Source organism: Kingella negevensis, assembly GCF_030177895.1.
GTDB classification, from domain to species: Bacteria; Pseudomonadota; Gammaproteobacteria; order Burkholderiales; family Neisseriaceae; genus Kingella_C; species Kingella_C negevensis.
In genome coordinates this window covers 1,375,216-1,400,823 of sequence record NZ_CP123448.1, presented here as the reverse complement: position 1 = coordinate 1,400,823, position 25,608 = coordinate 1,375,216, and the positions used below count along the sequence as shown (strand labels likewise).

Annotated in this window: 27 protein-coding genes and 5 pseudogenes; 19 read left to right on the top strand and 13 right to left on the bottom strand. The window is 45.0% G+C overall.

From position 1 onward, the window contains the following. Window position 1: 1 nt before the first annotated feature. The 3 genes from QEO93_RS07720 to QEO93_RS07710 all read right to left on the bottom strand — a co-directional run bounded on the left by QEO93_RS07720 (window position 2) and on the right by QEO93_RS07710 (window position 2,006). Window positions 2-484, bottom strand: coding sequence for an IS5 family transposase (locus QEO93_RS07720; RefSeq protein ID WP_085815636.1), 483 nt, complete (start codon window positions 482-484; stop codon window positions 2-4). Window positions 485-501: 17 nt separating this feature from the next. Beyond that, window positions 502-765, bottom strand: a complete 264-nt coding sequence (locus tag QEO93_RS07715) for a transposase (RefSeq protein WP_060536905.1) — start codon at window positions 763-765, stop codon at window positions 502-504. 266 nt (window positions 766-1,031) lie between these two features. Next, entirely contained in the window at window positions 1,032-2,006 is a 975-nt protein-coding gene (locus tag QEO93_RS07710) for a glycosyltransferase (RefSeq protein ID WP_044250115.1), read from the bottom strand. 110 nt (window positions 2,007-2,116) lie between these two features. Here QEO93_RS07710 and QEO93_RS07705 point away from each other — a divergent pair, with 110 nt between their 5' ends. Beyond that, window positions 2,117-2,821: an IS1 family transposase gene (locus QEO93_RS07705; RefSeq protein WP_284627563.1), complete on the top strand. Its 705-nt coding sequence runs from the start codon at window positions 2,117-2,119 to the stop codon at window positions 2,819-2,821. A 78-nt stretch (window positions 2,822-2,899) separates the two neighbouring features. Here QEO93_RS07705 and QEO93_RS07700 read toward each other — a convergent pair whose 3' ends face one another. Next, on the bottom strand, window positions 2,900-4,177 hold the full coding sequence (locus tag QEO93_RS07700) for a chloride channel protein (RefSeq protein WP_425337430.1): 1,278 nt from the start codon (window positions 4,175-4,177) through the stop codon (window positions 2,900-2,902). Between QEO93_RS07700 and QEO93_RS07695 the strand changes: the two genes are divergently transcribed. The 10 genes from QEO93_RS07695 to QEO93_RS07650 all read left to right on the top strand — a co-directional run bounded on the left by QEO93_RS07695 (window position 4,171) and on the right by QEO93_RS07650 (window position 12,132). Further along, complete coding sequence (locus tag QEO93_RS07695) at window positions 4,171-4,353, top strand: hypothetical protein (RefSeq protein ID WP_245190614.1); 183 nt, start codon at window positions 4,171-4,173, stop codon at window positions 4,351-4,353. The genes QEO93_RS07700 and QEO93_RS07695 overlap by 7 nt on opposite strands. A 44-nt stretch (window positions 4,354-4,397) precedes the next feature. Further along, window positions 4,398-5,237, top strand: a complete 840-nt coding sequence (locus tag QEO93_RS07690) for a hypothetical protein (RefSeq protein ID WP_032136443.1) — start codon at window positions 4,398-4,400, stop codon at window positions 5,235-5,237. Window positions 5,238-5,438: 201 nt separating this feature from the next. After that, a complete protein-coding gene (locus QEO93_RS07685) occupies window positions 5,439-6,443 on the top strand; it encodes a 2-hydroxyacid dehydrogenase (protein ID WP_032136444.1) in 1,005 nt (334 codons plus the stop codon). Between the two features lie 20 nt (window positions 6,444-6,463). Next, window positions 6,464-6,655 (top strand): hypothetical protein, encoded by a 192-nt coding sequence (locus tag QEO93_RS07680; RefSeq protein WP_167331696.1) that lies wholly within the window; start codon window positions 6,464-6,466, stop codon window positions 6,653-6,655. Next, entirely contained in the window at window positions 6,642-7,151 is a 510-nt protein-coding gene (locus QEO93_RS07675; RefSeq protein ID WP_209434841.1) for an AEC family transporter, read from the top strand. The genes QEO93_RS07680 and QEO93_RS07675 overlap by 14 nt, the downstream gene beginning before the upstream one ends. 4 nt (window positions 7,152-7,155) lie before the next feature. After that, window positions 7,156-7,539 carry an AEC family transporter gene (locus QEO93_RS07670; protein ID WP_209434842.1) on the top strand — a complete coding sequence of 128 codons (384 nt, stop codon included), beginning with the start codon at window positions 7,156-7,158 and terminating at the stop codon, window positions 7,537-7,539. 453 nt (window positions 7,540-7,992) lie between these two features. Beyond that, window positions 7,993-9,879, top strand: a complete 1,887-nt coding sequence (mnmG, locus tag QEO93_RS07665) for a tRNA uridine-5-carboxymethylaminomethyl(34) synthesis enzyme MnmG (RefSeq protein WP_032136446.1) — start codon at window positions 7,993-7,995, stop codon at window positions 9,877-9,879. Between the two features lie 186 nt (window positions 9,880-10,065). After that, window positions 10,066-10,743 (top strand): ComF family protein, encoded by a 678-nt coding sequence (locus QEO93_RS07660; protein WP_089152879.1) that lies wholly within the window; start codon window positions 10,066-10,068, stop codon window positions 10,741-10,743. A 101-nt stretch (window positions 10,744-10,844) separates the two neighbouring features. After that, entirely contained in the window at window positions 10,845-11,309 is a 465-nt protein-coding gene (gene trmL / locus QEO93_RS07655) for a tRNA (uridine(34)/cytosine(34)/5-carboxymethylaminomethyluridine(34)-2'-O)-methyltransferase TrmL (RefSeq protein WP_032136448.1), read from the top strand. 115 nt (window positions 11,310-11,424) lie between these two features. Next, complete coding sequence (locus tag QEO93_RS07650) at window positions 11,425-12,132, top strand: septal ring lytic transglycosylase RlpA family protein (protein ID WP_032136449.1); 708 nt, start codon at window positions 11,425-11,427, stop codon at window positions 12,130-12,132. 45 nt (window positions 12,133-12,177) lie between these two features. Here QEO93_RS07650 and QEO93_RS07645 read toward each other — a convergent pair whose 3' ends face one another. Continuing rightward, the gene (locus QEO93_RS07645; RefSeq protein WP_032136450.1) at window positions 12,178-12,639 is read right to left on the bottom strand and encodes a YchJ family protein; all 462 of its coding nucleotides are present in this window, start codon (window positions 12,637-12,639) and stop codon (window positions 12,178-12,180) included. Window positions 12,640-12,818: 179 nt separating this feature from the next. Here QEO93_RS07645 and rpsL point away from each other — a divergent pair, with 179 nt between their 5' ends. The 3 genes from rpsL to fusA all read left to right on the top strand — a co-directional run bounded on the left by rpsL (window position 12,819) and on the right by fusA (window position 15,902). Then, window positions 12,819-13,190, top strand: coding sequence for a 30S ribosomal protein S12 (rpsL, locus tag QEO93_RS07640; RefSeq protein WP_002218431.1), 372 nt, complete (start codon window positions 12,819-12,821; stop codon window positions 13,188-13,190). Between the two features lie 117 nt (window positions 13,191-13,307). Further along, on the top strand, window positions 13,308-13,781 hold the full coding sequence (rpsG, locus tag QEO93_RS07635; protein ID WP_032136451.1) for a 30S ribosomal protein S7: 474 nt from the start codon (window positions 13,308-13,310) through the stop codon (window positions 13,779-13,781). An 18-nt stretch (window positions 13,782-13,799) separates the two neighbouring features. Then, window positions 13,800-15,902, top strand: a complete 2,103-nt coding sequence (fusA, locus tag QEO93_RS07630; RefSeq protein ID WP_032136452.1) for an elongation factor G — start codon at window positions 13,800-13,802, stop codon at window positions 15,900-15,902. Between the two features lie 120 nt (window positions 15,903-16,022). On the opposite strand, the gene QEO93_RS07625 is transcribed toward fusA, so the two are convergent. The 4 genes and pseudogenes from QEO93_RS07625 to QEO93_RS11715 all read right to left on the bottom strand — a co-directional run. Continuing rightward, window positions 16,023-16,706: a 2,3-diphosphoglycerate-dependent phosphoglycerate mutase gene (locus QEO93_RS07625; protein ID WP_032136453.1), complete on the bottom strand. Its 684-nt coding sequence runs from the start codon at window positions 16,704-16,706 to the stop codon at window positions 16,023-16,025. Between the two features lie 92 nt (window positions 16,707-16,798). Then, on the bottom strand, window positions 16,799-18,193 hold the full coding sequence (locus QEO93_RS07620; RefSeq protein WP_032136454.1) for an OmpP1/FadL family transporter: 1,395 nt from the start codon (window positions 18,191-18,193) through the stop codon (window positions 16,799-16,801). Window positions 18,194-18,330: 137 nt separating this feature from the next. After that, window positions 18,331-18,471: pseudogene (locus tag QEO93_RS11720) on the bottom strand (IS630 family transposase); the annotation flags it as partial. Window positions 18,472-18,473: 2 nt separating this feature from the next. Next, window positions 18,474-18,725, bottom strand: a pseudogene (locus tag QEO93_RS11715) (IS630 transposase-related protein); the annotation flags it as partial. Window positions 18,726-18,821: 96 nt separating this feature from the next. On the opposite strand from QEO93_RS11715, the gene waaA reads away from it, so the two are divergent. The 3 genes from waaA (at window position 18,822) to glmU (ending at window position 21,794) form a co-directional block, all read left to right on the top strand. Continuing rightward, on the top strand, window positions 18,822-20,084 hold the full coding sequence (gene waaA, locus QEO93_RS07610) for a lipid IV(A) 3-deoxy-D-manno-octulosonic acid transferase (protein ID WP_085815704.1): 1,263 nt from the start codon (window positions 18,822-18,824) through the stop codon (window positions 20,082-20,084). 55 nt (window positions 20,085-20,139) lie between these two features. Beyond that, complete coding sequence (locus QEO93_RS07605; RefSeq protein ID WP_032136456.1) at window positions 20,140-20,355, top strand: hypothetical protein; 216 nt, start codon at window positions 20,140-20,142, stop codon at window positions 20,353-20,355. Between the two features lie 71 nt (window positions 20,356-20,426). Beyond that, window positions 20,427-21,794 (top strand): bifunctional UDP-N-acetylglucosamine diphosphorylase/glucosamine-1-phosphate N-acetyltransferase GlmU, encoded by a 1,368-nt coding sequence (gene glmU / locus QEO93_RS07600; RefSeq protein WP_032136457.1) that lies wholly within the window; start codon window positions 20,427-20,429, stop codon window positions 21,792-21,794. A 53-nt stretch (window positions 21,795-21,847) separates the two neighbouring features. Here the strand turns inward: glmU and QEO93_RS07595 are convergent, their stop codons facing one another. Further along, window positions 21,848-21,934 carry a transporter substrate-binding domain-containing protein gene (locus QEO93_RS07595; RefSeq protein ID WP_281251106.1) on the bottom strand — a complete coding sequence of 29 codons (87 nt, stop codon included), beginning with the start codon at window positions 21,932-21,934 and terminating at the stop codon, window positions 21,848-21,850. 301 nt (window positions 21,935-22,235) lie between these two features. Then, window positions 22,236-22,472, bottom strand: a pseudogene (locus QEO93_RS11710) (transporter substrate-binding domain-containing protein); the annotation flags it as partial. A gap of 419 nt (window positions 22,473-22,891) precedes the next feature. On the opposite strand from QEO93_RS11710, the pseudogene QEO93_RS07585 reads away from it, so the two are divergent. Together QEO93_RS07585 and QEO93_RS11705 are read left to right on the top strand one after the other, a co-directional pair. Continuing rightward, window positions 22,892-23,160 (top strand): annotated as a pseudogene (locus QEO93_RS07585) (IS630 transposase-related protein); the annotation flags it as partial. Beyond that, window positions 23,154-23,294, top strand: a pseudogene (locus QEO93_RS11705) (IS630 family transposase); the annotation flags it as partial. The pseudogenes QEO93_RS07585 and QEO93_RS11705, both read left to right, overlap by 7 nt. Before the next feature lie 135 nt (window positions 23,295-23,429). On the opposite strand, the gene arcC reads toward QEO93_RS11705, so the two are convergent. Both arcC and QEO93_RS07575 read right to left on the bottom strand, forming a co-directional pair. After that, complete coding sequence (gene arcC, locus QEO93_RS07580) at window positions 23,430-24,371, bottom strand: carbamate kinase (RefSeq protein ID WP_085815700.1); 942 nt, start codon at window positions 24,369-24,371, stop codon at window positions 23,430-23,432. Between the two features lie 154 nt (window positions 24,372-24,525). After that, window positions 24,526-25,536, bottom strand: coding sequence for an ornithine carbamoyltransferase (locus QEO93_RS07575; protein WP_032136460.1), 1,011 nt, complete (start codon window positions 25,534-25,536; stop codon window positions 24,526-24,528). Window positions 25,537-25,608 lie beyond the last annotated feature (72 nt).

Here is a 25,608-nt window from a genome sequence, read left to right as displayed (position 1 = left end):
ACTATTTGATAAATTTTAATATTTGTGAAATATACCCTAGTTTAACAAAATTTTCAGCAGATAAATTCGTCTGCTCAAAATCTTTTGCTAAACGTCGAGACCAACCTAACCATGCAAACGTTCGTTCTACAATCCAACGTTTGGGCAGAATATGCCAAGAAATATCTTGAATTCTCTTTGAAATCTCAACAGTTAAACCCAATTGCTCTGATACTTCACGCTCAAATGTATTCCGATAACCTGCGTCCGCACAGAAACCTTTTAAACTCGGATAGGTCTCAAACGCTTTTTTTGCTACAAAAATACCTGCTTTTGTGTCATGAATATTGGCTGCATGAACCACAACAGACAATAGATTACCCAACGTATCAACAGCTATATGTCGCTTACGACCTTTGATTTTTTTACCTCCATCAAAACCTTTATCATGTGCGCTAGAAGCTATTTTGACACTTTGTGAATCAATAATGGCATAAGTTGGCATTGCTTGTTTTTGATGGATTAAACGTTTTTTTGAATCAATGCCAAAAGAATTCTATCCCATAAGCCTGATTGATTGGCTCTGCGATAGAAACTCCATACGGTTGAATAAGGTGGAAAATCATTGGGCAGCATACGCCATTGGCAACCTGTTTTGGTGATGTACAAAACGGCATTCACTAATTGACGTTTATCCCATTTGTAGTGGCGTAGCTGGTTAAAATGTGGCTCAATCGCTTGCCATTGGGCATCTGTTAAGTCTGTTGGGTAGGATTTTCTAGTCATAAAGATATTTTATCATTTTTGTGAATACAGGTTCTTAAATCTTTTGCCATGATGTTGCTCCTTGATGTGCGTCCACTATCATTCAAACCACTGATAGACAAAATAATAAAAACTGCCAACCGTATCGTTAGTATAGTCTTGATTTTCTTATTATTACAATAGACTACATGGTGATTTTGCATCAATCAAATGAACTATTTGGCTGTTGATACATGTAATTAACTTTTCAGGCTGCATTCTGAAGTTTCAAAATGCAGCCTGAAAAGTTATGCGGCTAAATGCCCAATCGCTTGCAGCAAAGCTGCTTCAAACTGTGGATAACGATAACGCTGATTCACCATATTTTGTCCTGCTTGAATAATGGGGTTGGGCAAACCTGACGCAGCCTGAAAAATCGCCTGTTCCAATTTTTTGGCTAAGGCGTGATATTCGCCCTCTTGCACCCAATCGCCGTTGGATGGGCTTAAGCAATCGTTGCGTTCAAATTCGGTAAACCCTGAAAACCCGACCATATGGCAGCCTGAAGCCATGGCTTCCAATGCCATTAAACCCAGCGATTCGTTTTTGGCGAGCGACAGAAAAATGTGTGATTTTGCCATAGCTTGCGCGATGTCTTCGCGTGAACCTGAAATGCTGAAGAAGTTTACAGGCATGGGCAATGTGCCGCGCAAGGATTCAAAATAAAACTGAATTAATTTGATTTCATCAGCGCGTTTACTGGTGTAGCAAGTAATGTTAATGCAATCTTTTGGTTTTTCGGCAGCCTGAAAAATATCAGGAATATAGGGCAACACGACATCAATCGGTCTATTAATGCCCATGTCTTGCAATTTCCATTTGGTGTAATGGCTTGGCACAATTATTCGTTTTAGATTGGGTTGCGCGTTAATCTGTTTTGCGTCGTCAGCGTAGTAATGCGTATAAAGTGGATTTTGGTTGTGCAAGACTAGGTTTTGAATGTTTAGAGGCTGAATATAGTGCGTGTAAGACAAGGTTTCAGGGGCGATAAACCATGCGCGTTCAAAATCACCTTTTACGTGGACTTCGTTGATTTGTGCCACGGGAACATCGGCAGCATTGAGTGTGCGTAAGTTTTCTTCAAAGCCTGGCCAGTCGCTGCCGACAAATAAAAATTGTGCGTTGATGTTATGTTTGCGAAGTGTGCGGATATGGTCGAACATTACATAAGTGCCGCCACGCCGCGCGAGTGCATTCAATAGATAATAAACAGAAGTCGTCATTTATGGTCTCCCAAAGTATTTTCAGGCTGCGTTATTGGGTGATGTCCTGAAAAGTGTGCTGTAAAAAATAAGCAATAAAAAAGCAGCGAGAACAGAGTATTATTGAATGTGTGAAAACAGAAATAACTCTAACTTGTCCTCGCTGCCAAGGACAAAATATAAAGAAAAATGGCTACTCTGGCAATCGTAAACAAAAGTATTTTTGTAAAGATTGCTGCCGTAATTTTATTGGCGACCATAACCTTACCTATAAGGGTTGTCATTCCAAAGCTGATGAACAGGTTTGGAGAATGACCGTTAGAGGTTGTGGCATTCGCGATATTGCAGCAATTACGGGTTACAGCAAAGACAAAGTTCAGGCTGCCTTAAAACGCCATGAGTTTGAGCCATTTCCTAAACAAAAACATTACTCTACACTTGAAATAGACGAGTTTTGGACATTTGTCGGTAACAAGTCTAATAAAGTGTGGCTAGTCTATGCCTATCACAGAGAAAGTGGCGAAATTGTCGCTTACGTTTGGGGTAAGCGCGATTTAGCAACAGCGCGAGCACTCAAACGGCGTTTGAAAGAGTTGCGTGTAACCTATGACAGAATGGCGACCGACGACTGGGCTGCATTTTTAAATGTCTTTTCAAATGAAGAATGGCATCTAGTTGGTAAGCAACACACAGTTGGCATTGAGGGTAATAACTGTCGTTTACGGCACAAAGTAAGGCGAGCGTTTAGAAAAACGTGTTGCTTTTCTAAAAGTATGTTTTATCACAAGAAAGTTTTTGATTTGGCTTTCTTTGATATTCATTTTGGCATTGTTTAGTTTTACAGCACACTTTTCAGGACACCACCCAAAATATTTTCAGGCTGCGTTATTGTATCTCTAACGCAGCCTGAAAAACTATTTACTCTCACATTCCGTCATCACACGCTGACGAAACCGCACAGACGCTGCATGATAAAACGGTTTCGGGCAGAACTGGCGTGAAACCACCGTTGCAATCAGCGAACACAGCAGCAACCAAATCAGCAAGTTAATACTACCCGTCATTTCCATCACCACCACACTCGCCGTTAAAGGCGATTGCGTCGCGCCCGACAAAAATCCTGCCATGCACAGCAATACCAACACATTAGACGCACCGCCCAACTGGTTCAAATCCGCCAACTGTTGCCCAATCATCGCGCCAATCGACAAACACGGCGTGAAAATGCCGCCTGGTATCCCCGCCCAATAAGAAAACACCGTCGCCAACCATTTGCCGACTGCCACGCCCACAGGCGCGTCATAAGTGCCACGCAACGCCGCAGAAACTTGCTGATAACCCGTGCCGTAAGTGTCGCTACTGTTTAGCGTGCCAATCGCCGCCAGCAGCACACCCAAAATCGCCGCCATAATAAACGGATGATTGCCCACCCAAGCGCGGCTTTTTTTCGGCACAACCCAAGTAACGCCCTTAAACAAAAATCGCGCAAACAAACCGCCAGCCACACCGCAAATCAACGCGCCCAGCACCGCCCACATCAGCATATTTTCAATAGGTTTGCCATAAAACCCATAAAAATACGGATTGTTGCCATTCATCGCCACCTGAACAAAACCCGCCATTAAAATGCATAGAAAAATTTTGCGTTCCCAGCGCAACATCACGCCGCGCCCCAGTTCCTCAATCGCAAAAATTACGCCTGCCAACGGTGCATTAAACGCCGCCGCCAAACCACCTGCCGCGCCAGCCGCCAGCAAATCATTGTCTTGCAGACCAATAAACGCCAACTGCCGTTTTCTGCACCAACGCCCCCAAGAAGCCATCACCGCCGCGCCCACTTGCACCGAAGGACCTTCGCGCCCAATCGACGCACCTGCCAGCATACCCAAAAACGTGAGCGGAATTTTGTAGAGCGTCTCCCGAAAGCGCACCGCCCGTTTTTTCGGCTGACCATACGGCAACGCCAACGAAGCCAACACTTGCGGAATGCCACTGCCTGAAGTGTAAGGCGCAAACCGCCGCGTAAACCACAAAATCACAGGCAAACCCAAAGGTAACGCCACCCACGCAAACCAAGGAAATTGTTTCACCAATCGCGTATTCCATTCCAGCGCAAATTCTGCCATATGTGCGAACAACATCGCCGAAGCTGCCACCAAAGTCGCGCCCACAAACGAATAAAACAATGCCACCCACTTATGCGACAGCCGATGAAATTGGCGCACTTTATGCACCCAAATATAACGAATCCACCGCGAAATTTTCGTATTCACAAAATTCATCACAAACCATTCTAATTCATCATAAAAACCGTATTTTAAACCACGTTTCAGGCAGCCTGAAAACTTTGCAAATTATCTATATTTAACTTAAGATGACATAACTTTAATCGCCTACCGAGAGGGCAAATACATGAAAAAAATCGCATTATTAACCGCGTTTTCGTTTGCCAGCGCATTCAGCCAAACCGCATTCGCCGCAGATGATTTATCACACGAACATCAAGCCAATCTCACACGCAGCAGCTTGCCAGCCAAACAAGCCAGCGCGTATTACAAACGCAGCAAACTCGCGCAAGGCAAAACCGCCACGCATACCGTCCGCCTAACCAAAGGCGCGAACTACCGCATTTACGGCGATTGTGATGACAACTGTTCCGACCTGAATTTGGGTTTGTTTGCTAATGGCGAAGTGATTGACAAAGATTACGGCGATGACGACATTCCCATGCTCAACATCACACCGAGCAAAACCCAAACCTACGCCGTTCACGCCACCATGGCAGCTTGCACAACCAAAAGCGGCTGCGCGTATCATGTAGATGTCGTGAATCTAGGCAAAGCAGAAGCCGAAGAATTTTCTGAAGACCCCGACACACTCAGTCCAGACGAATATCTGAAACAACAACGCACATCTAATTTGATTTCTGCGAGCAACAGCAGCGAGGGCGAAGTGGTGTACGACCGCAGCACTTTAGCCACAGGCGAAAGCAAAACGCTCAGCGTGCCATTGAAAGCCGATAAAAAATACCGTTTTTACGCCGATTGTGCGCCAATCCAATGCGACAATATTGATTTGAAATTGTCGCAAAACGGCAAAACGATTGAAGAAGACACTTCTGATGATGTGTTCCCATTGTTTACGCAAGCCATTAAACAAGACGGCACATACGAAGTGGAAGCCAAAATGGTGCAATGCAAAGAAGATAAATGCGAATACCACATTCATGTGATTGAAGATTTGTCGAATTAAAGAAAAAGCAGCCTGAAAAATAGTTTTCAGGCTGCTTGTGTATTTAGAGTAATTAAATGCAGCCTGAAAACCATTCACGCTATTTTATAGCGCAAAATTTGATAATCATCAGCATAAATGGATATTTATGTTATATGAATAAGCACAGTTGGTATAAAATTACATAAAATTTTTTAACCACTCCATTCAAGGAAATCTATCATGACTTTCAAAGTAACCTGCTACGGCGTACGCCCAAACGAAGTCGAATTTTTCAAAAAATTGAACAAATATGGCTACGAACTGAATCTGGTTGAAAGCCTCTGCACACACGACAACATTGAAGAAGCCAAAGGCAGCGATGCCGTGATTTTCCGTGGCAACTGTAAAGGCGACCGCCAAAACTTGGAAAAACTAGCAAGCTGGGGCATCAAATACGCGTTCACACGCACAGTCGGTTTCAATCACATTGATTTAGAAGCCGCAAAAGAATTGGGCTTGCAAGTGGCGCGTGTGCCATCTTACTCACCAAATGCGATTGCAGAATTGGCTTTAACTTTGGCGATGTCTTTGTTGCGTAACGTGGCTTACACCGTAGACCACACACACGGCTTGGATTTCCGCGTAACCCCAATCATGTTCAGCAAAGAAATCCGCAACTGCAAAGTGGGTATTTTAGGGACAGGTCGCATCGGTTTGACTGAAGCTAAATTGTTTAAAGGCTTGGGCGCAGAGGTTTACGGCTTTGACGTGTTCCAATCAGATGCCGCTAAAGAAGTGGTAACGTTCTTGGAAATGGACGAATTGTTGGCGCAATGTGATGTTGTAAGCGTACACGTTCCGTATTTCAAAGGCGAAAACGATAAAATGATTAACGCGGATTTCTTGGCAAAAATGAAAGACAGCGCGATTTTGGTGAACACGGCTCGCGGCGAATTGCAAGACAACGCGGCAATTGTGGCTGCGATTAAATCAGGCAAATTGGCAGGTTTCGGCACGGACGTGTTGCCAGAAGAAACCAAGTTCTTCTTCAAAAAATTTGATAGCTTGAACGATGTGCCAGATGCTGACGTTCAAGAATTGATTAACTTGTATCCAAAAGTTTTGATTACGCCGCACGTGGGTTCAAACACCGATGAAGCCTTGTCGAACATGATTGAAACCAGCTACGACAATTTGAACGAAGTTTTAACGGCTGGCACTTTGACAAACAGCGTGTTGAAATAATCGGGAGTTAGCTCAGGGATATGATGTTAAAAATTCTGAGTGACAATGGTTTGCTCGGCGCGGTGTTCTCTACGATTTTCGTGATTGGCTTGGGCTATTACGCTCGCAAAGCGAATATCGTGGCGGAAAATGGCGCGAAAGTGTTGAGCAGCGTTGCTGCTGAATGTAACGTTGCCATTTTTGGTGTTCAACGCGTTTATGACCAAAATTGACGACCAGACTTTTAAAAATGGTTTGAGTGTGTTTGTGTTTGGTTTTATTGCATGTTTGCTGTTGATTGCCCTGTCTTTTGTGTTGTACCCACAATACAAAGGCGACAAAAAAGACACGTTGCGTATGCTGACGATTTTTGGTTCAACCACGTTTTTTGGTTTGCCGATTATCAATGCGATTTTGCCAGCAGGCACTTTGTACGCCAACTTGTTCAACATTGCCTATCGCGTATTCTTGTATTCATACGCTTTGATTGTGATGAGTGGCGCGAAGTTCGAGAAAAAGCATCTGAAAACGATTTTCTTGAACCCAATTGTGATTGCGACTTTTGCTGGTTTCATCTTGTGGATGTTGCAACCTTATATGCCGAAAGTGGAAGTAGCGGTTGCGGCGAAAGTGGTGAAAGGCGAATTAGTGCCAGCTACCACAGCGCAAGTGGCGTTCTACCGTATCGACCAAACTTTGCACTTTGCCTTGGGTGTTCAAAGGCTTTAAATACTTGGGCGATTTGTCTTCGCCTTTGGCTTGGTTGGCGATTGGTATGACTTTAGCGTCTATCTCAATCAAAGAAGCCGGGAAAGAAAAAGCCGTTTGGATTTACGCCGTGATGAAATTGGTTGTTGTACCGCCGATTTTCTTGGTGATTATGTATTTGTTCAACGCGATGTTTGGGGGCATGGGTTTCAGCTTGAACTACGCTGCTGTGTTTGCTGTAACCATTATGTTGGCAACGCCGCCAGCAACCGTTGCTGTTGCGTATGCGATTAACTATGACAAAGAAAGCGTCTTGGCTGACGACGGTTTTAGCGGTGGTGGCAATTATCGTTTGAGTGTTTATCCTGTCGGTGTTGAATGCGCAAAGTGTGTTTGCTTAATTGGTTAAAACTAAATTGGTTAAAACTAAAGCAGCCTGAAAATAGTAGGGTGCGCCCCGCGCACCGTTTCTTTTAATCTTTCAGGTAGCCCGAAAATAGATGAGCGATGTTTTTGTAAATAGAAACATCGCTCATCGTTTTAATAGCAGCGCCTAAAAATATTATTTATATTGCGGGTTTCTTCGGCAAGCCGTGTTATTTCAATACAGGGAAACACTTACCTGTATAGGTTTATTTTAACCCAATTTTCAGGCTGCCTGAAAACGCGTACAATTCGCCCCAATTTTTAAACACTTAAAGGCAGCCTGAAAAAACATAGTTGGTTAAAATAAAAATGAGACAAGGCGACAACGCTCGCCGTGTGCGTGAGGCACATAAGGACGTTGGCAACGCAGTATCATTGCAATTTTAATCAACTATAATTTTCAGGCTGCCTGAAATATTGAGATACAGGTACACACATGATTTACCCCAAAACATATGACGTGATTGTAGTCGGTGGCGGACACGCAGGCACGGAAGCCGCACTCGCCGCCGCACGCATGGGCGCACAAACGCTGCTGCTGTCCCACAATATTGAAACGCTCGGACAAATGTCGTGCAATCCAGCCATTGGCGGCATCGGCAAAGGGCATTTGGTGCGCGAAGTGGACGCTTTGGGCGGCGCAATGGCATTGGCAACCGACAAATCGGGCATTCAATTTCGCCGACTCAACGCCAGCAAAGGCGCAGCCGTTCGCGCCACTCGCGCCCAAGCCGACCGCATTTTGTATAAAGCCGCCATTCGCGAAATGTTGGAAAACCAAGAAAATTTAGAATTATTCCAACAAGCCGTAACCGATATTACGTTAGACGGCGACAAAATTTCAGGCGTGCAAACCGCGATGGGCGTGGAATTTAAAGCGCGCGCAGTGGTTTTGACGGCTGGCACATTTTTGTCGGGCAAAATTCACATCGGTTTGGAAAATTACGAAGGCGGACGCGCTGGCGACCCTGCCGCGAAAACGCTCGGCGCACGTTTGCGCGAATTGAATTTGCCACAAGGCAGACTGAAAACAGGCACCCCACCGCGCATTGACGGACGCACGATTGATTTTTCCCAATTAACCGAACAAGCTGGCGATTCGCCCGTGCCTGTGTTTTCCGTACGCGGCAACGCAGCCATGCACCCGCAACAAGTTTCGTGCTGGATTACCCATACCAACACGCAAACGCACGACATTATCCGCAGTGGTTTTGACCGCAGCCCAATGTTCACAGGCAAAATTGAAGGCGTGGGTCCGCGCTATTGCCCGTCTATTGAAGACAAAATCAACCGTTTTGCCGACAAAGACAGTCATCAAATTTTCCTAGAACCCGAAGGCTTGACCACGCACGAATATTACCCAAACGGCATCTCAACCAGTTTACCGTTTGACATTCAATTAGCGTTAGTTCGCAGCATGAAAGGCTTGGAAAACGCGCACATTTTGCGCCCAGGTTACGCGATTGAATACGACTATTTTGACCCACGCAATTTAAAAGCCAGCATGGAAACCAAAACGATTAGTGGCTTATTTTTTGCAGGGCAAATCAACGGCACAACAGGCTACGAAGAAGCCGCCGCGCAGGGCTTATTGGCTGGCGCAAACGCGGTGCAATTTGTGCGCGAACAAGACCCTTTGTTGTTGAGACGCGAACAAGCGTATTTGGGCGTGTTGGTGGACGATTTGATTACCAAAGGCGTGAATGAGCCGTATCGTATGTTCACGAGCCGCGCCGAGTATCGCTTGCAGTTGCGCGAAGACAATGCGGATATGCGTTTGACGGAATTGGGCTATCAAATTGGATTGGTTTCCGAGCAGCAATGGCGCGATTTTGAAACGAAACGCGAGCAAATTGAGCGGGAAATTCAGCGTTTACGCGGCACTTGGTACACGCCGCAAAAGCTGCCTGAAAGCGAACAAGAGCGCGTATTCGGGCAAAAATTGAGCCGTGAAGCAAATTTGCATGATTTGTTGCGCCGTCCGAATTTGGATTATACGAACTTGATGACGTTGCCGAATGCGTTGCCTGAAAATCCATTGCCTGCTGATGTGGTGGAGCAAGTGGAAATTCAGGTTAAATATCAAGGCTATATTGACCGTCAGAATGATGAAATTGATTCGCGCCGTGATATTGAAACGTTAAGGCTGCCTGAAAATATTGATTACGCGAAAGTGAAAGGTTTGTCGGCGGAAGTGCAGCAGAAATTGAATAAGCACAAACCTGAAACAGTGGGGCAAGCGAGTCGTATTTCGGGCATTACCCCTGCTGCGGTAGCGTTGTTGATGGTGCATTTGAAGCGTGGGTTTAAGGACGCGAAGTAAATAAAAAGCAGCCTGAAAGATATTTTTCAGGCTGCCTTTTTATGGAACGTCGGCGGCTTGCCGACAAAATTTCACTGATAAATTGAGAGATTATATAAAGTTAAAAAGTGTCGGCGAGCCGCCGCCGCTCCATTTGTTTTCAGGCTGTATTTTCCCTATTATCGCAGCCTGAAAAAGGAAATCCCCATGTTTTTCAACTCTTTCTGTCTCATCTGCGAAACCAGCATTCAGGCTGCCAAACCCCTTTGTTCAGGCTGCCTGAACGACATTCGCCGCCTATATCATCACGCCAACCAATTCTGTCCGCAATGCGCCCAATGGAACGGCACAGGCAAAATCTGCCCCGATTGCCAAAACAATCCGCCCCCATACCAAAAACTCTGGGCATGCGCCGATTATCTCGCGCCATTGCCGGCCTTGTTGCACGAATGGAAACATTCACGACAAGGCGAATTTGCCGCCATTTTCCAAACCATTTTGCAAGAAAACCCCCCGCCATGGCTTGCTGAAGCCCAAATTGATGCCGTGTTAGCCATGCCCATCAGCCGAAAACGCCGATTTATGCGCGGTTTCAACCAATGCGATGATTTAACAGAAGTCATTACAAAAAACTACAAAATCCCCACTTTGCCAACCGATACGATTTTAAGGCGGCATAAAACACCACAAAGTACCCTAAATGCAGCAGAACGTGCCGAAAATATCATCAATGCGTTCAGTGTTCAGCAATCTGTTAAGAACCGTAAAATTCTGATAATTGATGATGTAACAAGCACTTCTGCAACTTTGCAAGAATTAGCCCGAACGCTACAGCAATCGGGCGCGGCAGAGATTTACGCTTGTGTAGTCATGCGTAATTTGTGAAAATTCGTTTGACGAGAAAAAGCCGTGTGGGGCATATTGCTTGCCGTGCAACGGTCTTTTATCTTTTTTATGTATAAAAAACAAATATGTAAGGAAATAACATGTTTACCGTTGTGCTTTACCAACCCGAAATTCCGCCCAACACAGGCAATATCATTCGCCTGTGCGCCAATACAGGCTGCGATTTGCACCTAGTGAAACCACTTGGTTTCCCACTGGATAGCAGCAAAATGAAACGCGCTGGGCTGGATTATCACGAATTTTCTACGCTCACTGTGCATGAAAACTTTGAATATTGCATGGCGGCGTTGGCAGGCAGACGCATTTTCGCGCTCACCACAAAAGGCAAAACCCGTCCTGATACAGTGCAATTTCAAGCGGGCGACGTTTTTATGTTTGGGCCAGAAACGCGCGGTTTGCCTGCTGAAATTTTAGGCTCGCTGCCTGAAAATCAGAAAATTCGTTTTCCCATGATGCCAAATAACCGCAGCATGAATTTATCCAATACTGTGGCGATTACCGTGTTTGAAGCATGGCGGCAAGTGGGTTATGAGGGTGGTTTGTAATTTTTCAGGCAGCCTGAAAACTATTGTAAAGTAGGTCGGATACTTGTATCCGACATGCTCACTAGGCTCTTGAGAAATTACGTCAAACATCTTTAACTCAAGAACGGACTCTATTTTGACTAAAATCCAAAACGCGTTGATGGTTAGTGTTATCGCTTTGTTTACCAGTGCAGCAGTTCACGCCGCGCCAGCAGTGGTTCGCGCCGAAAAATTGCACCCCACAGCAAACCTCAGCTACAAAGTGGCTGGAAAACGCTATTATCCAAAAACAGAAGTAGAAAATTTTAGCGAAACAGGGAAAGCCTCGTGGTATGGACCAGGCTTTCACGGCAAACGAACTTCAAGCGGCGAAGTTTTCAATATGAATGCACTCACAGCCGCTCATCCCACTCTCCCAATCCCCAGCTATGCGCGCGTAACCAATTTGTCTAACGGCAAAAGCATTGTGGTTCGCATTAACGACCGTGGGCCTTTCCACTCTAATCATGTGATGGATTTGTCCAAAGGCGCCGCAGCGAAATTGGGCTTTATCAATCAAGGTTCAACGCAAGTACGCATTGAAACGCTGAAAGCAGGCGATTCTATCGCGCAAGACAAACCAAGCAGCGCAAAAAGCATTTTTTTTAGTTTGAAAACGTTTGACACCGAAGCCGATGCGAAAGCGTTTATGAAAAAAGCCAGCAGCCATTTAAGCAGCAACAAAGCGGAACAACGCGCGATTATGGTGAAAAATGGTAACGATTATGTGGTAAAAGTTGGCCCATTTACAGAACAAAAACATGCGGACGAAGCGCATGAAAAACTGAAACAAAACGTGATTTAATTTGTTTAAAAAAAGCAGCCTGAAAAGTTTTCAGGCTGCTTTTTGCTATTTGAAAAACTGCCCACAACAGGCTTTGAATTTCTTTTCTGAACCGCAGAAGCACAATGATTTCATGCTTGGCAACGGCACGGTTGGGTCAATAAAAAACCACGCACCATCAATTTGCACGAATGCAGAAAGTTCTAGATGTTCGTGTGCTTGCCCGTTTTCCGCAAAACGTGCGGTAAATTCCACTTGCGCGTGGCGTTTGCCGATTTTGGGAATGTGTTGATGAACGGCTAAGCCCAGCCATTGCGCTTGTTGCGACCATGCCAACATATCTGCCTGATTGAGCAAATTTTGTTGCGCGGGAACAGTAGTCGCCACTAAATAATCAATTTGTTGCAATACATACGCTGAATAACGTGAGCGCATCAGTTGTTCCGCAGTTTCAGGCTGCGATTGGCGCAAATGGAACGGTTCGCAACATTCGAAATATGATAAAGATGATTGGCAAGGGCAGAGCATAATAAAATCCTAAAAATGCAGCCTAAAATCATTTTCAGGCTGCATTTTATTTTATAGTTGAAAGCAAAAAACCGCAAAATATCACACGCTTATTGACTGAAAAATCTCAAAAAAGTTATAATGCTAGGCTTGTCGGCATGGTGTCGGCAAGATATTTTATTCAACAGGAAAAGAAAAATATGCCTACTATTAACCAGTTAGTTCGCAAAGGTCGTCAAAAACCTGTATATGTGAACAAAGTACCTGCGTTGGAAGCATGCCCACAAAAACGTGGCGTTTGCACACGCGTTTACACTACAACTCCTAAAAAACCTAACTCAGCTTTGCGTAAAGTATGTAAAGTTCGTTTGACTAACGGTTTTGAAGTGATTTCATACATCGGTGGTGAAGGCCACAACTTGCAAGAACACAGCGTTGTTTTGATTCGCGGTGGTCGTGTAAAAGACTTGCCAGGTGTACGTTACCACACTGTTCGCGGTTCTTTGGATACTGCTGGTGTTAAAGACCGTAAACAAGCTCGTTCTAAATATGGTGCTAAACGCCCTAAATAATTTGATTAACAAAATGGCATGGTCGGCTGCCTGAAAATCATTGCAGTCGAGTAAGTGAATGTTTTGGATAAACATTCATGGGATTGCCCCCAGCTGAATAAACATTAAGGAATTAAAATGCCAAGACGTAGAGAAGTCCCAAAACGCGACGTATTGCCAGATCCAAAATTTGGTAGCGTAGAATTAACTAAATTCATGAACGTATTGATGATTGACGGTAAAAAAGCCGTTGCTGAACGCATCGTATACGGCGCATTGGAACAAATTGCTAAAAAAGTACAAGGCAAAGAAGCTATTGAAGTATTCAACGAAGCTATTGCTAACGCTAAACCAATCGTGGAAGTGAAAAGCCGCCGTGTAGGTGGTGCTAACTACCAAGTTCCTGTTGAAGTTCGTCCTTCACGTCGTTTGGCTTTGGCTATGCGTTGGGTACGTGATGCAGCTCGTAAACGCGGCGAAAAATCTATGGATTTGCGTTTGGCTGGCGAATTGATTGATGCGGCTGAAGGTCGTGGCGGCGCGATGAAAAAACGCGAAGAAGTACACCGCATGGCAGAAGCGAACAAAGCATTCTCTCACTTCCGCTTCTAATATTGAAAGGCTGATAAAATGGCTCGCAAAACCCCTATTAACTTGTACCGTAACATCGGTATTTCTGCACACATTGACGCTGGTAAAACAACGACTACTGAACGTATCTTGTTCTACACTGGTCTGACACACAAACTGGGTGAAGTGCATGACGGTGCAGCAACAACCGACTGGATGGAACAAGAGCAAGAACGTGGTATTACTATTACTTCTGCTGCCGTAACATCATATTGGTCTGGTATGGCGAAACAGTTTAAAGAACACCGTTTCAACATCATTGACACCCCAGGACACGTTGACTTTACCGTTGAAGTAGAGCGTTCTATGCGTGTATTGGACGGCGCAGTAATGGTTTACTGTGCAGTAGGTGGCGTACAACCACAATCTGAAACCGTATGGCGCCAAGCCAATAAATACAAAGTACCACGTTTGGCATTTGTAAACAAAATGGACCGTCAAGGCGCAAACTTCTTCCGCGTGGTAGAACAAATGCGTACTCGCTTGCGCGCGAATCCTGTACCAATCGTTATCCCAGTTGGTGCAGAAGAAGGCTTTGAAGGCGTTGTAGATTTGTTGAAAATGAAAGCCATCATTTGGAATGAAGCCGACAAAGGTACAACCTTTACTTATGGCGATATTCCTGCTGACTTGGTTTCTACCGCTGAAGAATGGCGTCAAAACATGATTGAAGCCGCAGCCGAAGCCAACGAGGAATTGATGGACAAATACTTGGGTGGCGAAGAGCTGTCTGAAGAAGAAATCATTGGTGCGTTGCGTGCGCGTACATTGGCTGGCGAAATTCAACCAATGTTGTGCGGTTCTGCATTTAAAAACAAAGGTGTACAACGTATGTTGGACGCAGTTGTAGAATTCTTGCCAGCTCCTACTGACATTCCAGACGTTCAAGGTGAATTGCCAAACGGCGAAAAATCATCTCGTAAAGCTGACGATAATGAAAAATTCTCAGCGTTGGCGTTCAAAATGATGAACGACAAATACGTTGGTAACTTGACATTTATCCGCGTTTACTCAGGCGTGTTGAAAACGGGTGATACAGTTGTAAACTCAGTTAAAGGCACTCGTGAACGTATTGGTCGCTTGGTGCAAATGACTGCAAACGACCGTGACGAAATCGAAGAAGTACGCGCTGGCGACATCGCTGCTGCAATCGGTTTGAAAGACGTTACAACTGGTGAAACTTTGTGTTCAGAAGATGCTCCTATCATCTTGGAACGCATGGAATTTCCAGAGCCAGTGATTCACGTTGCTGTTGAGCCAAAAACCAAAGCTGACCAAGAAAAAATGGGTATCGCTTTGAACCGTTTGTCTAAAGAAGACCCTTCATTCCGCGTTCGTACAGACGAAGAATCAGGTCAAACAATCATTTCTGGTATGGGCGAATTGCACTTGGAAATTATTGTAGACCGTATGAAACGCGAATTTGCAGTAGAAGCAAACATCGGTGCACCACAAGTGGCATACCGCGAGACTATCCGCAAAGAAGTAGAATCTGAATACAAACACGCGAAACAATCTGGTGGTAAAGGTCAATACGGTCACGTTGTGATTAAAATGGAACCTATGGAACCAGGTGGCGCAGGTTACGAATTTATCGACGAAATTAAAGGTGGTGTGATTCCTCGCGAATTCATTCCGTCTGTTGATAAAGGTATCCGCGACACATTACCAAACGGCGTGGTAGCAGGCTTCCCTGTTGTAGACGTTCGTGTACGCTTGGTATTCGGCTCATCACACGATGTGGACTCTTCACAATTAGCGTTTGAATTAGCAGCATCACAAGCATTTAAAGAAGGTATGCGTAAAGCATCTCCTGCATTGCTTGAGCCAATCATGGCAGTTGAAGTGGAAACACCTGAAGAATACATGGGCGACGTAATGGGCGACTTGAACCGTCGTCGCGGTATCGTGTTGGGTATGGACGATGACGGCATCGGTGGCAAAAAAGTTCGCGCTGAAGTGCCATTGGCTGAAATGTTCGGTTACTCAACTGACTTGCGTTCTGCAACTCAAGGTCGCGCTACTTACTCTATGGAATTCGCGAAATACGCGGAAGCTCCTGCGAACGTGGCGGCTGAAGTTACTGCAGCTCGTAAAGGCTAATACGCTTTAATTAAAATCGGATTTCTTAGAAATAAGAAATCCGATTTTTTATGCAGCCTGAAAAATATAAAAAAGCAGCCTGAAACTTTTTTCAGGCTGCTTTTTATTGATGAATTGAAATTACAAGTAGAATTTCTCAATCACTTTCAAGTTGTCGTCCAATTTATACACCAATGGCTGACCTGTTGGGATTTCTAAACCCATGATGTCTTCGTCAGAAATGCCTTCGATGTGTTTTGCCAAGGCGCGCAGTGAGTTACCGTGTGCGGCAACTAATACGCGTTTGCCAGACATAATGGCTGGGGCGATTTGGTCTTCCCAGAATGGCAATACGCGTTCCAAAGTAACTTTCAAGTTTTCGCCGTCTGGAATCACATCGCTTGGCAAGTTGGCATAACGGCGGTCGTTGTGCGCTGAGAATTCGTCGTTACGGTCTAACAATGGTGGCAAGGTGTCGTAGCTGCGGCGCCAGATGTGAACTTGCTCGTCGCCGTATTTTTCTGCGGTTTGTTTTTTGTCCATGCCTTGCAATGCGCCGTAGTGGCGTTCGTTCAAGCGCCATGTTTTGATTTGTGGGACAAACAATTGGTCGCTTTCTTCTAATACGATGTTGCAAGTTTTGATGGCACGTGTCAAAACAGATGTGAACGCAATGTCAAATTCGTAGCCTGCGGCTTTCAATTTCTGACCTGCAGCTGCGGCTTCTGCCATGCCTTGTTCTGACAGTTTTACATCACGCCAGCCTGTAAACAGGTTTTTGGCATTCCATTCGCTCAAACCGTGGCGGATAAATACGAGTTCCATTTGGGTTTCCTTATCTATTAGGGGTTTAAAAAAACGTTGTCTTTATAACAAAAAAAACGCAGCCTGAAAACGATTTTCAGGCTGCGTGTTAATTAAAATTTGTAGGTGTATTGCAAGCCTACAATGCTGGCTGACGTTTTAAATTTTGCAGATGATGCGCCGCGGCTGTCCATGCTGTCGCCTGTGGCTGCTGGAGCGGTGTAATCTGAATCTTTAATATCAATATATGAGTAGGCTACGTCAAACACATGGCGTTTTTTGTGCGTATAACGTGCACCGACTGACAACCATAAACGGTTAGCATCTGGCATGCTGTTTAAGCGGTCTGCTGAGCTTTTCACTGGGCTTTGGTCATACGCGATACCTGCGCGCAATTGCAAAGGTTCGCTGTATTGATATGAACCGCCAATCGCTACTTTGTAGGTGTCGCGCCAGTTTGGGGTGATAACAGTGGTGTTGGATTTCCCAATTATTTTGCCTGATGCGTCTGGTTTACCTGTTTTGGCAACAATCTTGTTATGTTCAAATGCTAATGCTGCTTTATCAAAACGGCTGTGGCGTGTCCAAGTTACATCGCCGTATAAATTCAGTTTGTCGCTTGCACGGTACATGCCATGAACGGACAATGATTCTGGTGTAACAATTTTAACTGAGGTTTTCTCATTAGGAACGTAGCCTGAAACTGGGGAAATAACATTATCATAGTATGCTTTAGCTACTGCGCCATCTGGTTGCCATTTGGCAGAACCTGATAAATTGTGTTCCACTTTTGAACGATAGTTCACACCAATGCGAACGCGGTCGTTCATGTCATACATCCAGCCTAAGTGGTAGCCAAAGCCCCAGTCATGACCTTTCACATCTGCGTGTCCGTCTGCTGCACCTGATGGCAAATCACCTAATTTACCACTTGCGCTCCAGTCTGAATACTTGCGCAATTCAGCTTGTGAATATTGGGCGATTAAACCGACACCAAATGAGTGTTTTTCATTGGCTTTGAATGCTACAACTGGTTCAAGTGCAACAGAAGTTAAACCTAATTTGTTGATGTTGTAACGCAGAACGGAATCTTTTGTGTATTCAGTTTTTGAACCAAATGGGATATACATACCCAAACCTAAGCTCACACGGTCGTTTAATTTGTATGCGCCATACAAATGAGGGGCGATAGTGGTTTCCGCAATTTTGCCACTGGTTACGCCAGTTGCAGGTGCGCCACGGAATGTGGTCATTTTTGCATCGCTATATTTGATAGAAGGCATTACAATATTGGCTGCGGCAGTAAATTCACCGCGTCCTTGCAATTTAGTCAAACCAGCTGGGTTGTAAAAAATAGTGGAAGCGTCTGCGGCTTCTGCTGCGGCTGCATTTGCTGTGCTTTGCGCACCGACTGATTGTGTGCCAAAATGATAACCTGAAGCAGATGCTTGTTGTGCAAATACGCCAGCAACCAATGCCAAGCATACTTTTGAAAGATGATGTTTCATATTTTCCCTTGCAATGAATTTCAGGCTGCAAAGTTCGCAGCCTGAAAAATAATTTCTAGAACATAAACTCTATTCTAAAATAAATTTTCAAATTGCGACAAGAAAATTTACAAAAAACTGCATATCTCAAAATATATTTAATTGAAATAGAAATAGGACAGTAACACATCTGTGAAATTATCATAACTAGGCAAAATTGAACGCATATATTTCTTAATATTTGCCCATGTTTTTTCTATTGGATTTAATTCAGGCGAATAAGGTGCAAGCGGGAGTAACTAAACATTTCAGCCATTTCATAGAGATAAGCATCAGGATTTTGTTCAATATATTGTTTGAGTGCTTGCGTATCCAATTTAGTGGCATTTTGCCCTTTGACTTGATGTTTCAGGCTACCTGTTTGTTCTTCTAATTTAATCCAAAGGTAAAGCGTATTTCTTGAGATACCATAGGTTTTGGCAACTTTACTTGCATTGTTACATTGCTTGTAACAATTTAATGCTTTTTCTCGTAAATCAATTGAATACGCCATTTTATGCACCTTAAAGATAAAATTAGAAGTGTACTATTTTATTTTGAATTTGCTATATAAACGGTATAATTTCAATTTTTTAAGCAGCCTGAAACTATGCTCACCACCTTATATAACGCCCTGTGGCACATCGCCCCCCCAATCATCAAACACTATCTGCGCAAACGCGCTCAAAAAAATCCCGACTATCTCAAACACTGGGACGAACGCTTCGGCAGCGCATACCTCAATCCCGTCCAACGCCCCATTTGGCTGCACACCGTATCAGTCGGCGAAACACGCGCTGCGCAACCCCTCATTGCCGCGCTGCAAGAACGCTTTCCCAACGCCCCTCTGTTGCTCACACAAATGACCCCCACAGGACGCGCCACTGCAGAGCAACTCTACCCACAAGCCCAATGCCGCTATTTGCCCTATGACCGCCGCGACTGGGTACAGCAATTCATGCGCGAACACCAACCCATCGCAGGCATCATCATGGAAACCGAAATTTGGGCGAACCTTTTTCAGGCTGCCAACCAAGCCCACGTCCCCCTATTTCTTGCCAATGCACGACTATCCCAAAAATCCGCGCAAGGCTATCAAAAAGCACAAAGCCTAGTGCAACCAGCTCTAGCCACACTTTCAGGCTGCCTAGCACAAACCCCAGCAGACGCAGAGCGGCTCGCCCAAATTGGCGCAGCAAACGTACAAGTTTGCGGTAACACCAAATACGACATCACGCCGCCCGAACACGTCCAAACACTCGCGCAGACTTTCAGGCAGCGAATTGGCGAACGCCCCATATTCCTAGCCGCCAGCACACGCGAAAAAAACGGCGTGGACGAAACCGAACTGATTTTACGCGCATGGCAAAACGTCCCACAAAATGCCCTGTTAGTGATTGTGCCGCGCCACCCAGAGCGTTTTCAGGCTGCGTTTGATTGTGCCGTGCAACTCGGTTTCCGCGCCCAAAAACGCAGCGACAACCAACCCTTGCAGCCTGAAACCCAAGTCTGGATTGGCGACAGCATGGGTGAAATGTTTGCGTATTACCAAGCGGCGGATATTGCCTTTGTGGGTGGCAGTTTGATAGACACAGGTTGTCAAAACATCATCGAACCAATGGCTTGCGGCAAACCCGTATTGTTCGGGCAATCCGTTTACAATTTTCAGGCTGCGTGTGAAGGCGCATTAGCTGCAGGCGCAGCCGTGCAAGTGAACAGCGCAGAAGAGTTGGTGCAAACCGTGTCGCAATGGATTGGCAATCCGCAGCAATATGCCGACTTTGCTCAACACGCCACGCAGTTTGTCGCGCAGCATCAAGGGGCGAGTGAGCGCATGGCGGAGATTATCGCCGCGCATATTCAGGCAGCCTGAAAACACTGAAACCGCGCTATAATTCCACTTTCCACACATTTTCAGGACGCACACCATGAAACCCTTATTCATCAGCCTACTCGCCGCGCTTGCCCTATCCGCTTGCACATGGGAAACCTACCAAATCGAAGACGGCAGCACACACTTTCGCCAACGCTATCCAAACGGTACAGGTATTTATTACACCAACGGCGCAGCGTCCCAAAACACGCATTACCATGAAAACCGTCCGCAACCTCACGCTATTTTGCCAAACAAGGACGCAGAATAATTTTCAGGCTGCATTCTGATAAAAAACGCAGCCTGAAACCCCAAAAATAACCCTCAAGGAAATCCTCAAAAATGTCTCTACACATTATCATTCTCGCGGCTGGCAAAGGCACGCGCATGTATTCCAAACTCCCCAAAGTCCTGCACCAAATTGGTGGCAAATCCATGCTGGAACACGTCATTGACACGGCGGCAACCTTGCAGCCTGAAAGCATCAACGTCGTGATTGGACACGGCAAAGATTTGGTGTTGCAACAACTGTCGCACAAACAAGTGAACTGGGTAGAACAAACCGAGCAGCTCGGCACAGGACACGCCGTAAAAATGGCGTTGCCACACATTCCGCAAAACGGCAAAACGCTGGTGTTGTATGGCGATGTTCCCCTCATCAACAAAGAAAACCTCACGAACCTGTTGGCGCAAGCAGGCGAAGGCGTAGGCATTCTGACCGATATCATGGGCAACCCAACGGGCTACGGTCGCATTATCCGCAACGCGCAAAATCAAGTTACCGCGATTGTGGAAGAAAAAGATGCAAACGCTGAACAAAAAACCATTAATGAAGTGAATACAGGCATTTTTGTGTTGCCAAACGCGCATTTAGCCAACTGGTTGAACGCTTTGCAAAGCAACAATGCGCAAGGCGAATATTATTTGACAGACGTGGTTGGCTTGGCGGTGCGTGATAATGTTGCCGTAACACCACACCCTGTTTCTGCGCATTATTTGGCGGCTGGTGTGAACAATAAGTTGCAGCTCGGCGAATTGGCGAACATCTACCGCAATCATCGTGCGGCTGAAGTGATGTTGGCTGGCGTTACGTTGCTGGACAGTTCCAGTTTCCATTTGCGTGGCAGCCTGAAACACGGTCAAGATGTGATTATTGATGCGAACTGTATTTTGGAAGGCGAAGTTGAGCTGGGCGATGATGTGCGCATCGGCGCGAACTGCGTCATCAAAAACGCGAAGATTGCGGCTGGTACGGTGATTGCGCCGTTTAGCCATTTGGAAGATTGCGTGATTGGTGAAAATGCGCAGATTGGTCCATTTGCGCGTTTGCGTCCGAATGCTGTTTTGGCGGACGAGGTGCATATTGGTAACTTTGTGGAGGTGAAAAACAGCACAATTGGTAAAGGCAGCAAGGCAAACCACTTAACTTATTTGGGCGACACGACGATTGGTACAAAAACCAATATCGGTGCTGGCACAATCACGTGCAATTATGACGGTGTGAACAAGCACAAAACCGTGATTGGCGATGAGGTGCGTATTGGTTCGCATACCAGTTTGGTTGCGCCTGTTACGGTAGGCAATAAAGTAACCACTGGCGCGGGCAGTGTGATTACCAAAAACTGTGAAGACGGTAAATTGGTGGTTGCTCGTGCGAAACAGGTAACCATTGAAGGTTGGGTACGCCCTGAAAAACCTGCGAAGAAATAAAGATTTCAGGCTGTATTCAATCAAACGCAGCCTGAAAATTTCTGGCTTATGCTTTATTCGCCGCCAAACCATTTCGCAATCAATTTATCCAAAGAACCGTCCGCTTTCATTTTGGCGATACCTGAATTGATTTTGTTCAACAATTCCGTATTGCCTTTTTTTCACTGCAAATGCCAAAGGTTGTGGGCCTTTGCCCAATGAAATGATGCGCACTTTATCGTTTTGATGATTTTTGTAGTATTGGAAGACGCGAGTATCGCCCACTATAGCATCGGCTCTGCCTGAACGCAGTGATTTCAACGCCAAGAAAAACGAATTTTCTGGAACAGCAGTCGCACGCAAAGCAGCAACCAATTCGGTGTTGCTCACACTGGCTTTGTTGAACGCGATTTTTTTGCCTGCTAAATCATTCAACGCATTCACGTTGCTGTTTTCAGGGCGGTCTGCTACGGCAACGGCAGATTCAAAATCCATAAATGGCTCGCTCATGTCCACTTCTGCCAAACGAGCAGGGCTCACGGCGATGGCTGATGCCCAGATTTGGCGGCTGCCGTCGTTTAATGTGCTGGTTACTGCGCTACGTGGTGAGTTTACAAATTGCACATTAAAACCGCCCATTTTGGCGATTTCTGTCAGCAATTCAATTTCAAAACCGTCGGCTTGGCCTTTGTCGTTCATAAATTCAAATGGCAAGTAACCCAGTTCTGAACCAACCACATAGGTTTTCAAATTAGGATTGTTGTTGGTGGTTTCTGCGGTTTGAGTTGCGGCAGGTTTGGCTGGTGTAGCTTCTGTTTTCGCAGTGTTATCGCCACAAGCTGCCAACGCAAATGCGGCTGCGACCAATAATGACAAGCATTGTTTTTTCATTTTTATTTCTCCCAAAATAATTCAAGGTTTCAGGCTGTGATGAGAATTCTTTTGACTAATTAGCCATAATGCGGGCGCATTGTAGCACCGTTGTTTTTTAAACTTGCACAATAATTAAGCAAAGTTTAATCTATCGCAAACACTGAATAACTGCTTTAAAAAAATTGTAGTATAGTAAATTCAAAATAAAATAGTACACTTCTAATTTTATCTTTAAGGTGCATAAAATGGCGTATTCAATTGATTTACGAGAAAAAGCATTAAATTGTTACAAGCAATGTAACAATGCAAGTAAAGTTGCCAAAACCTATGGTATCTCAAGAAATACGCTTTACCTTTGGATTAAATTAGAAGAATAGAAGAATAAACAGATAGCCTGAAACATCAAGTCAAAGGGCAAAATGCCACTAAATGGGATACGCAAGCACTCAAACAATATATTGAACAAAATCCTGATGCTTATCTCTATGAAATGGCTGAAATTTTTAGTTGCTCCCGCTTGCACCTTATTCGCCTGAATGAAATCCAATAGAAAAAACATGGGCAAATATTAAGAAATATATGCGTTCAATTTTGCCTAGTTATGATAATTTCACAGATGCGTTACTGTCCTATTTTTATTTTAATTAACTATAATGTATAAGTTAATAGAAAAAATGTTATTTTTGAATTTATACTCAGTTTTATATTGCTTTAATAAAGTCAAAAAAAGCAGCCTGAAAAATAGCTTTCAGGCTGCTTTTTTTTTACTACCATGTCAATCTTTTAACGATAAGTGATGTCTTTGAATTGAGTGCTAATGCGTGTACCCGCTTTGCCAGCCACAATCGCTTCAATATCAGCCAAAGCACCGATTACCGCTACTTTGCCTGTTTTTTCAGCAAATTCGCAAGCTGCATCTACTTTTGGTCCCATAGAACCAGCAGGGAAGTTCAAATCGCGGAAGGCTTGTGGGTGCGCTTCAAAAATCGCTTTTTGGTCTTCTTTGCCCCAGTTGGTGTAGGTTGCGTCCACGTCAGTCGCAATCACCAACATATCAGCGTCCAATTCACGCGCCAACAATGATGAGCACAAGTCTTTGTCAATCACAGCTTCAATACCACTCAACTTACCTTCGCTTTCAAAGTAAGTTGGGATACCGCCACCGCCAGCACAGCAAACCACTGCGCCTTTTTCCAAAATCCATTTGATTGGGTTCAATTCAAAAATGCGTTTTGGCAATGGGCTTGGTACAACGCGACGGAATTTGTCGCCATCGGCTTTGATTGCCCAGCCTTTTTCGGCTGCCAAGCGTTCTGCTTCTGCTTTTTCGTAAACAGGACCTACGAATTTAGTTGGGTTTTGGAATGCTGGGTCAGCTTTGTCTACTTCAACTTGAGTGAGCAAAGTGGCAAATGGAACGTCTTTTGGTAACACATTGCCCATTTCTTGTTCAATCATGTAACCAATCATGCCTTGGGTTTCTGCACCTAAAACGTCCAATGGATAGGTTTCCACTTTGCTGTCTTGTTGATGATAAGCCGCGCCTTGCAATGCGAGCAAACCCACTTGTGGGCCGTTACCGTGTGCAATCACTAATTCGTTGCCTTTGTGAACTTTGGCGATTTGTTCGGCTGCAATGCGAACATTCTCACGTTGGTTGTCGGCAGTCATTGGCTGACCGCGGCGCAACAGGGCGTTACCACCTAATGCAATAACAATACGCATAATATAATCTCCCGAAAATAGTTTTCAGGCTGCCTGAAAAAGTGAGGCAGTCAAAATTGAATTTTGATGTTTCAGGCTGCCTATATTTTCAGGCAGCCTGAAAACGGGTTGCGGTTTGTGATGGGCTGAAGCCCATCCTACGGGGTTTTGTAGATTACAAACCTGACAACGAAGCAACCATTACGGCTTTAATGGTGTGCATACGGTTTTCAGCTTGGTCGAATGCCACATTGCGTGGAGATTCAAACACGTCTTCTGTTACTTCAATACCGTTTGCCAAGTGTGGATATTGTTCGGCGATTTGTTTGCCGACTTTGGTTTCGCTGTTGTGGAATGCTGGCAAACAGTGCAAGAATTTCACTTTTGGATTGCCTGTGCGTTCAATCAATTTAGCGTTTACTTGGTATGGCAACAATTTGTCGATGCGTTGACCCCATGCTTCGATTGGTTCGCCCATTGATACCCAAACGTCTGTATGAACGTAGTCCACGCCTTTAACGGCTGCGTCCACATCGTCAGTTACCAATACGCGTGCGCCTGATTCTTTTGCCCATTCTGCGCAACGTGCTTGCAATTCGGCAGTTGGTTGCAAATCTTTTGGTGCGGCAATGCGTACGTCCATGCCCAATTTAGCACCAATCATCAACAATGAGTTGGCTACGTTGTTGCGTGCGTCGCCCAAGTAAACATAGCTGATTTGGCTCAATGGTTTGTCGCTGTGTTCAATCATGGTCAAAACGTCTGCCAACATTTGGGTTGGGTGCCATTCGTCGGTCAAGCCGTTGAATACTGGTACGCCTGCGTATTCTGCTAATTCTTCAACCACGGATTGTTTGAAGCCGCGATATTCGATTGCGTCGTACATGCGACCTAACACGCGTGCGGTGTCTTTCATGCTTTCTTTGTGGCCGATTTGTGATGATGTTGGGTCGATGTAGGTTACGTTTGCGCCTTGGTCGTAAGCGGCGACTTCAAATGCGCAGCGTGTACGGGTAGAAGTTTTTTCAAAAATCAGAGCAATGTTTTTGCCGCGCAAGGTTTGTTGTTCTGTGCCTGCGTATTTTGCGCGTTTCAAATCGCGTGCCAAATCCAGCAAGAAGCGGATTTCTTTTTCTGTGTGGTTGGTTAAGCTCAACAGATGGCGGTTGTTCAAATTGAATGACATGGTAATACTCCTTGAAAAGAATGAATGTGTTTTTCAGGCTGAGATTTTTCAGGCTGCCTGAAGGTCTTTTAC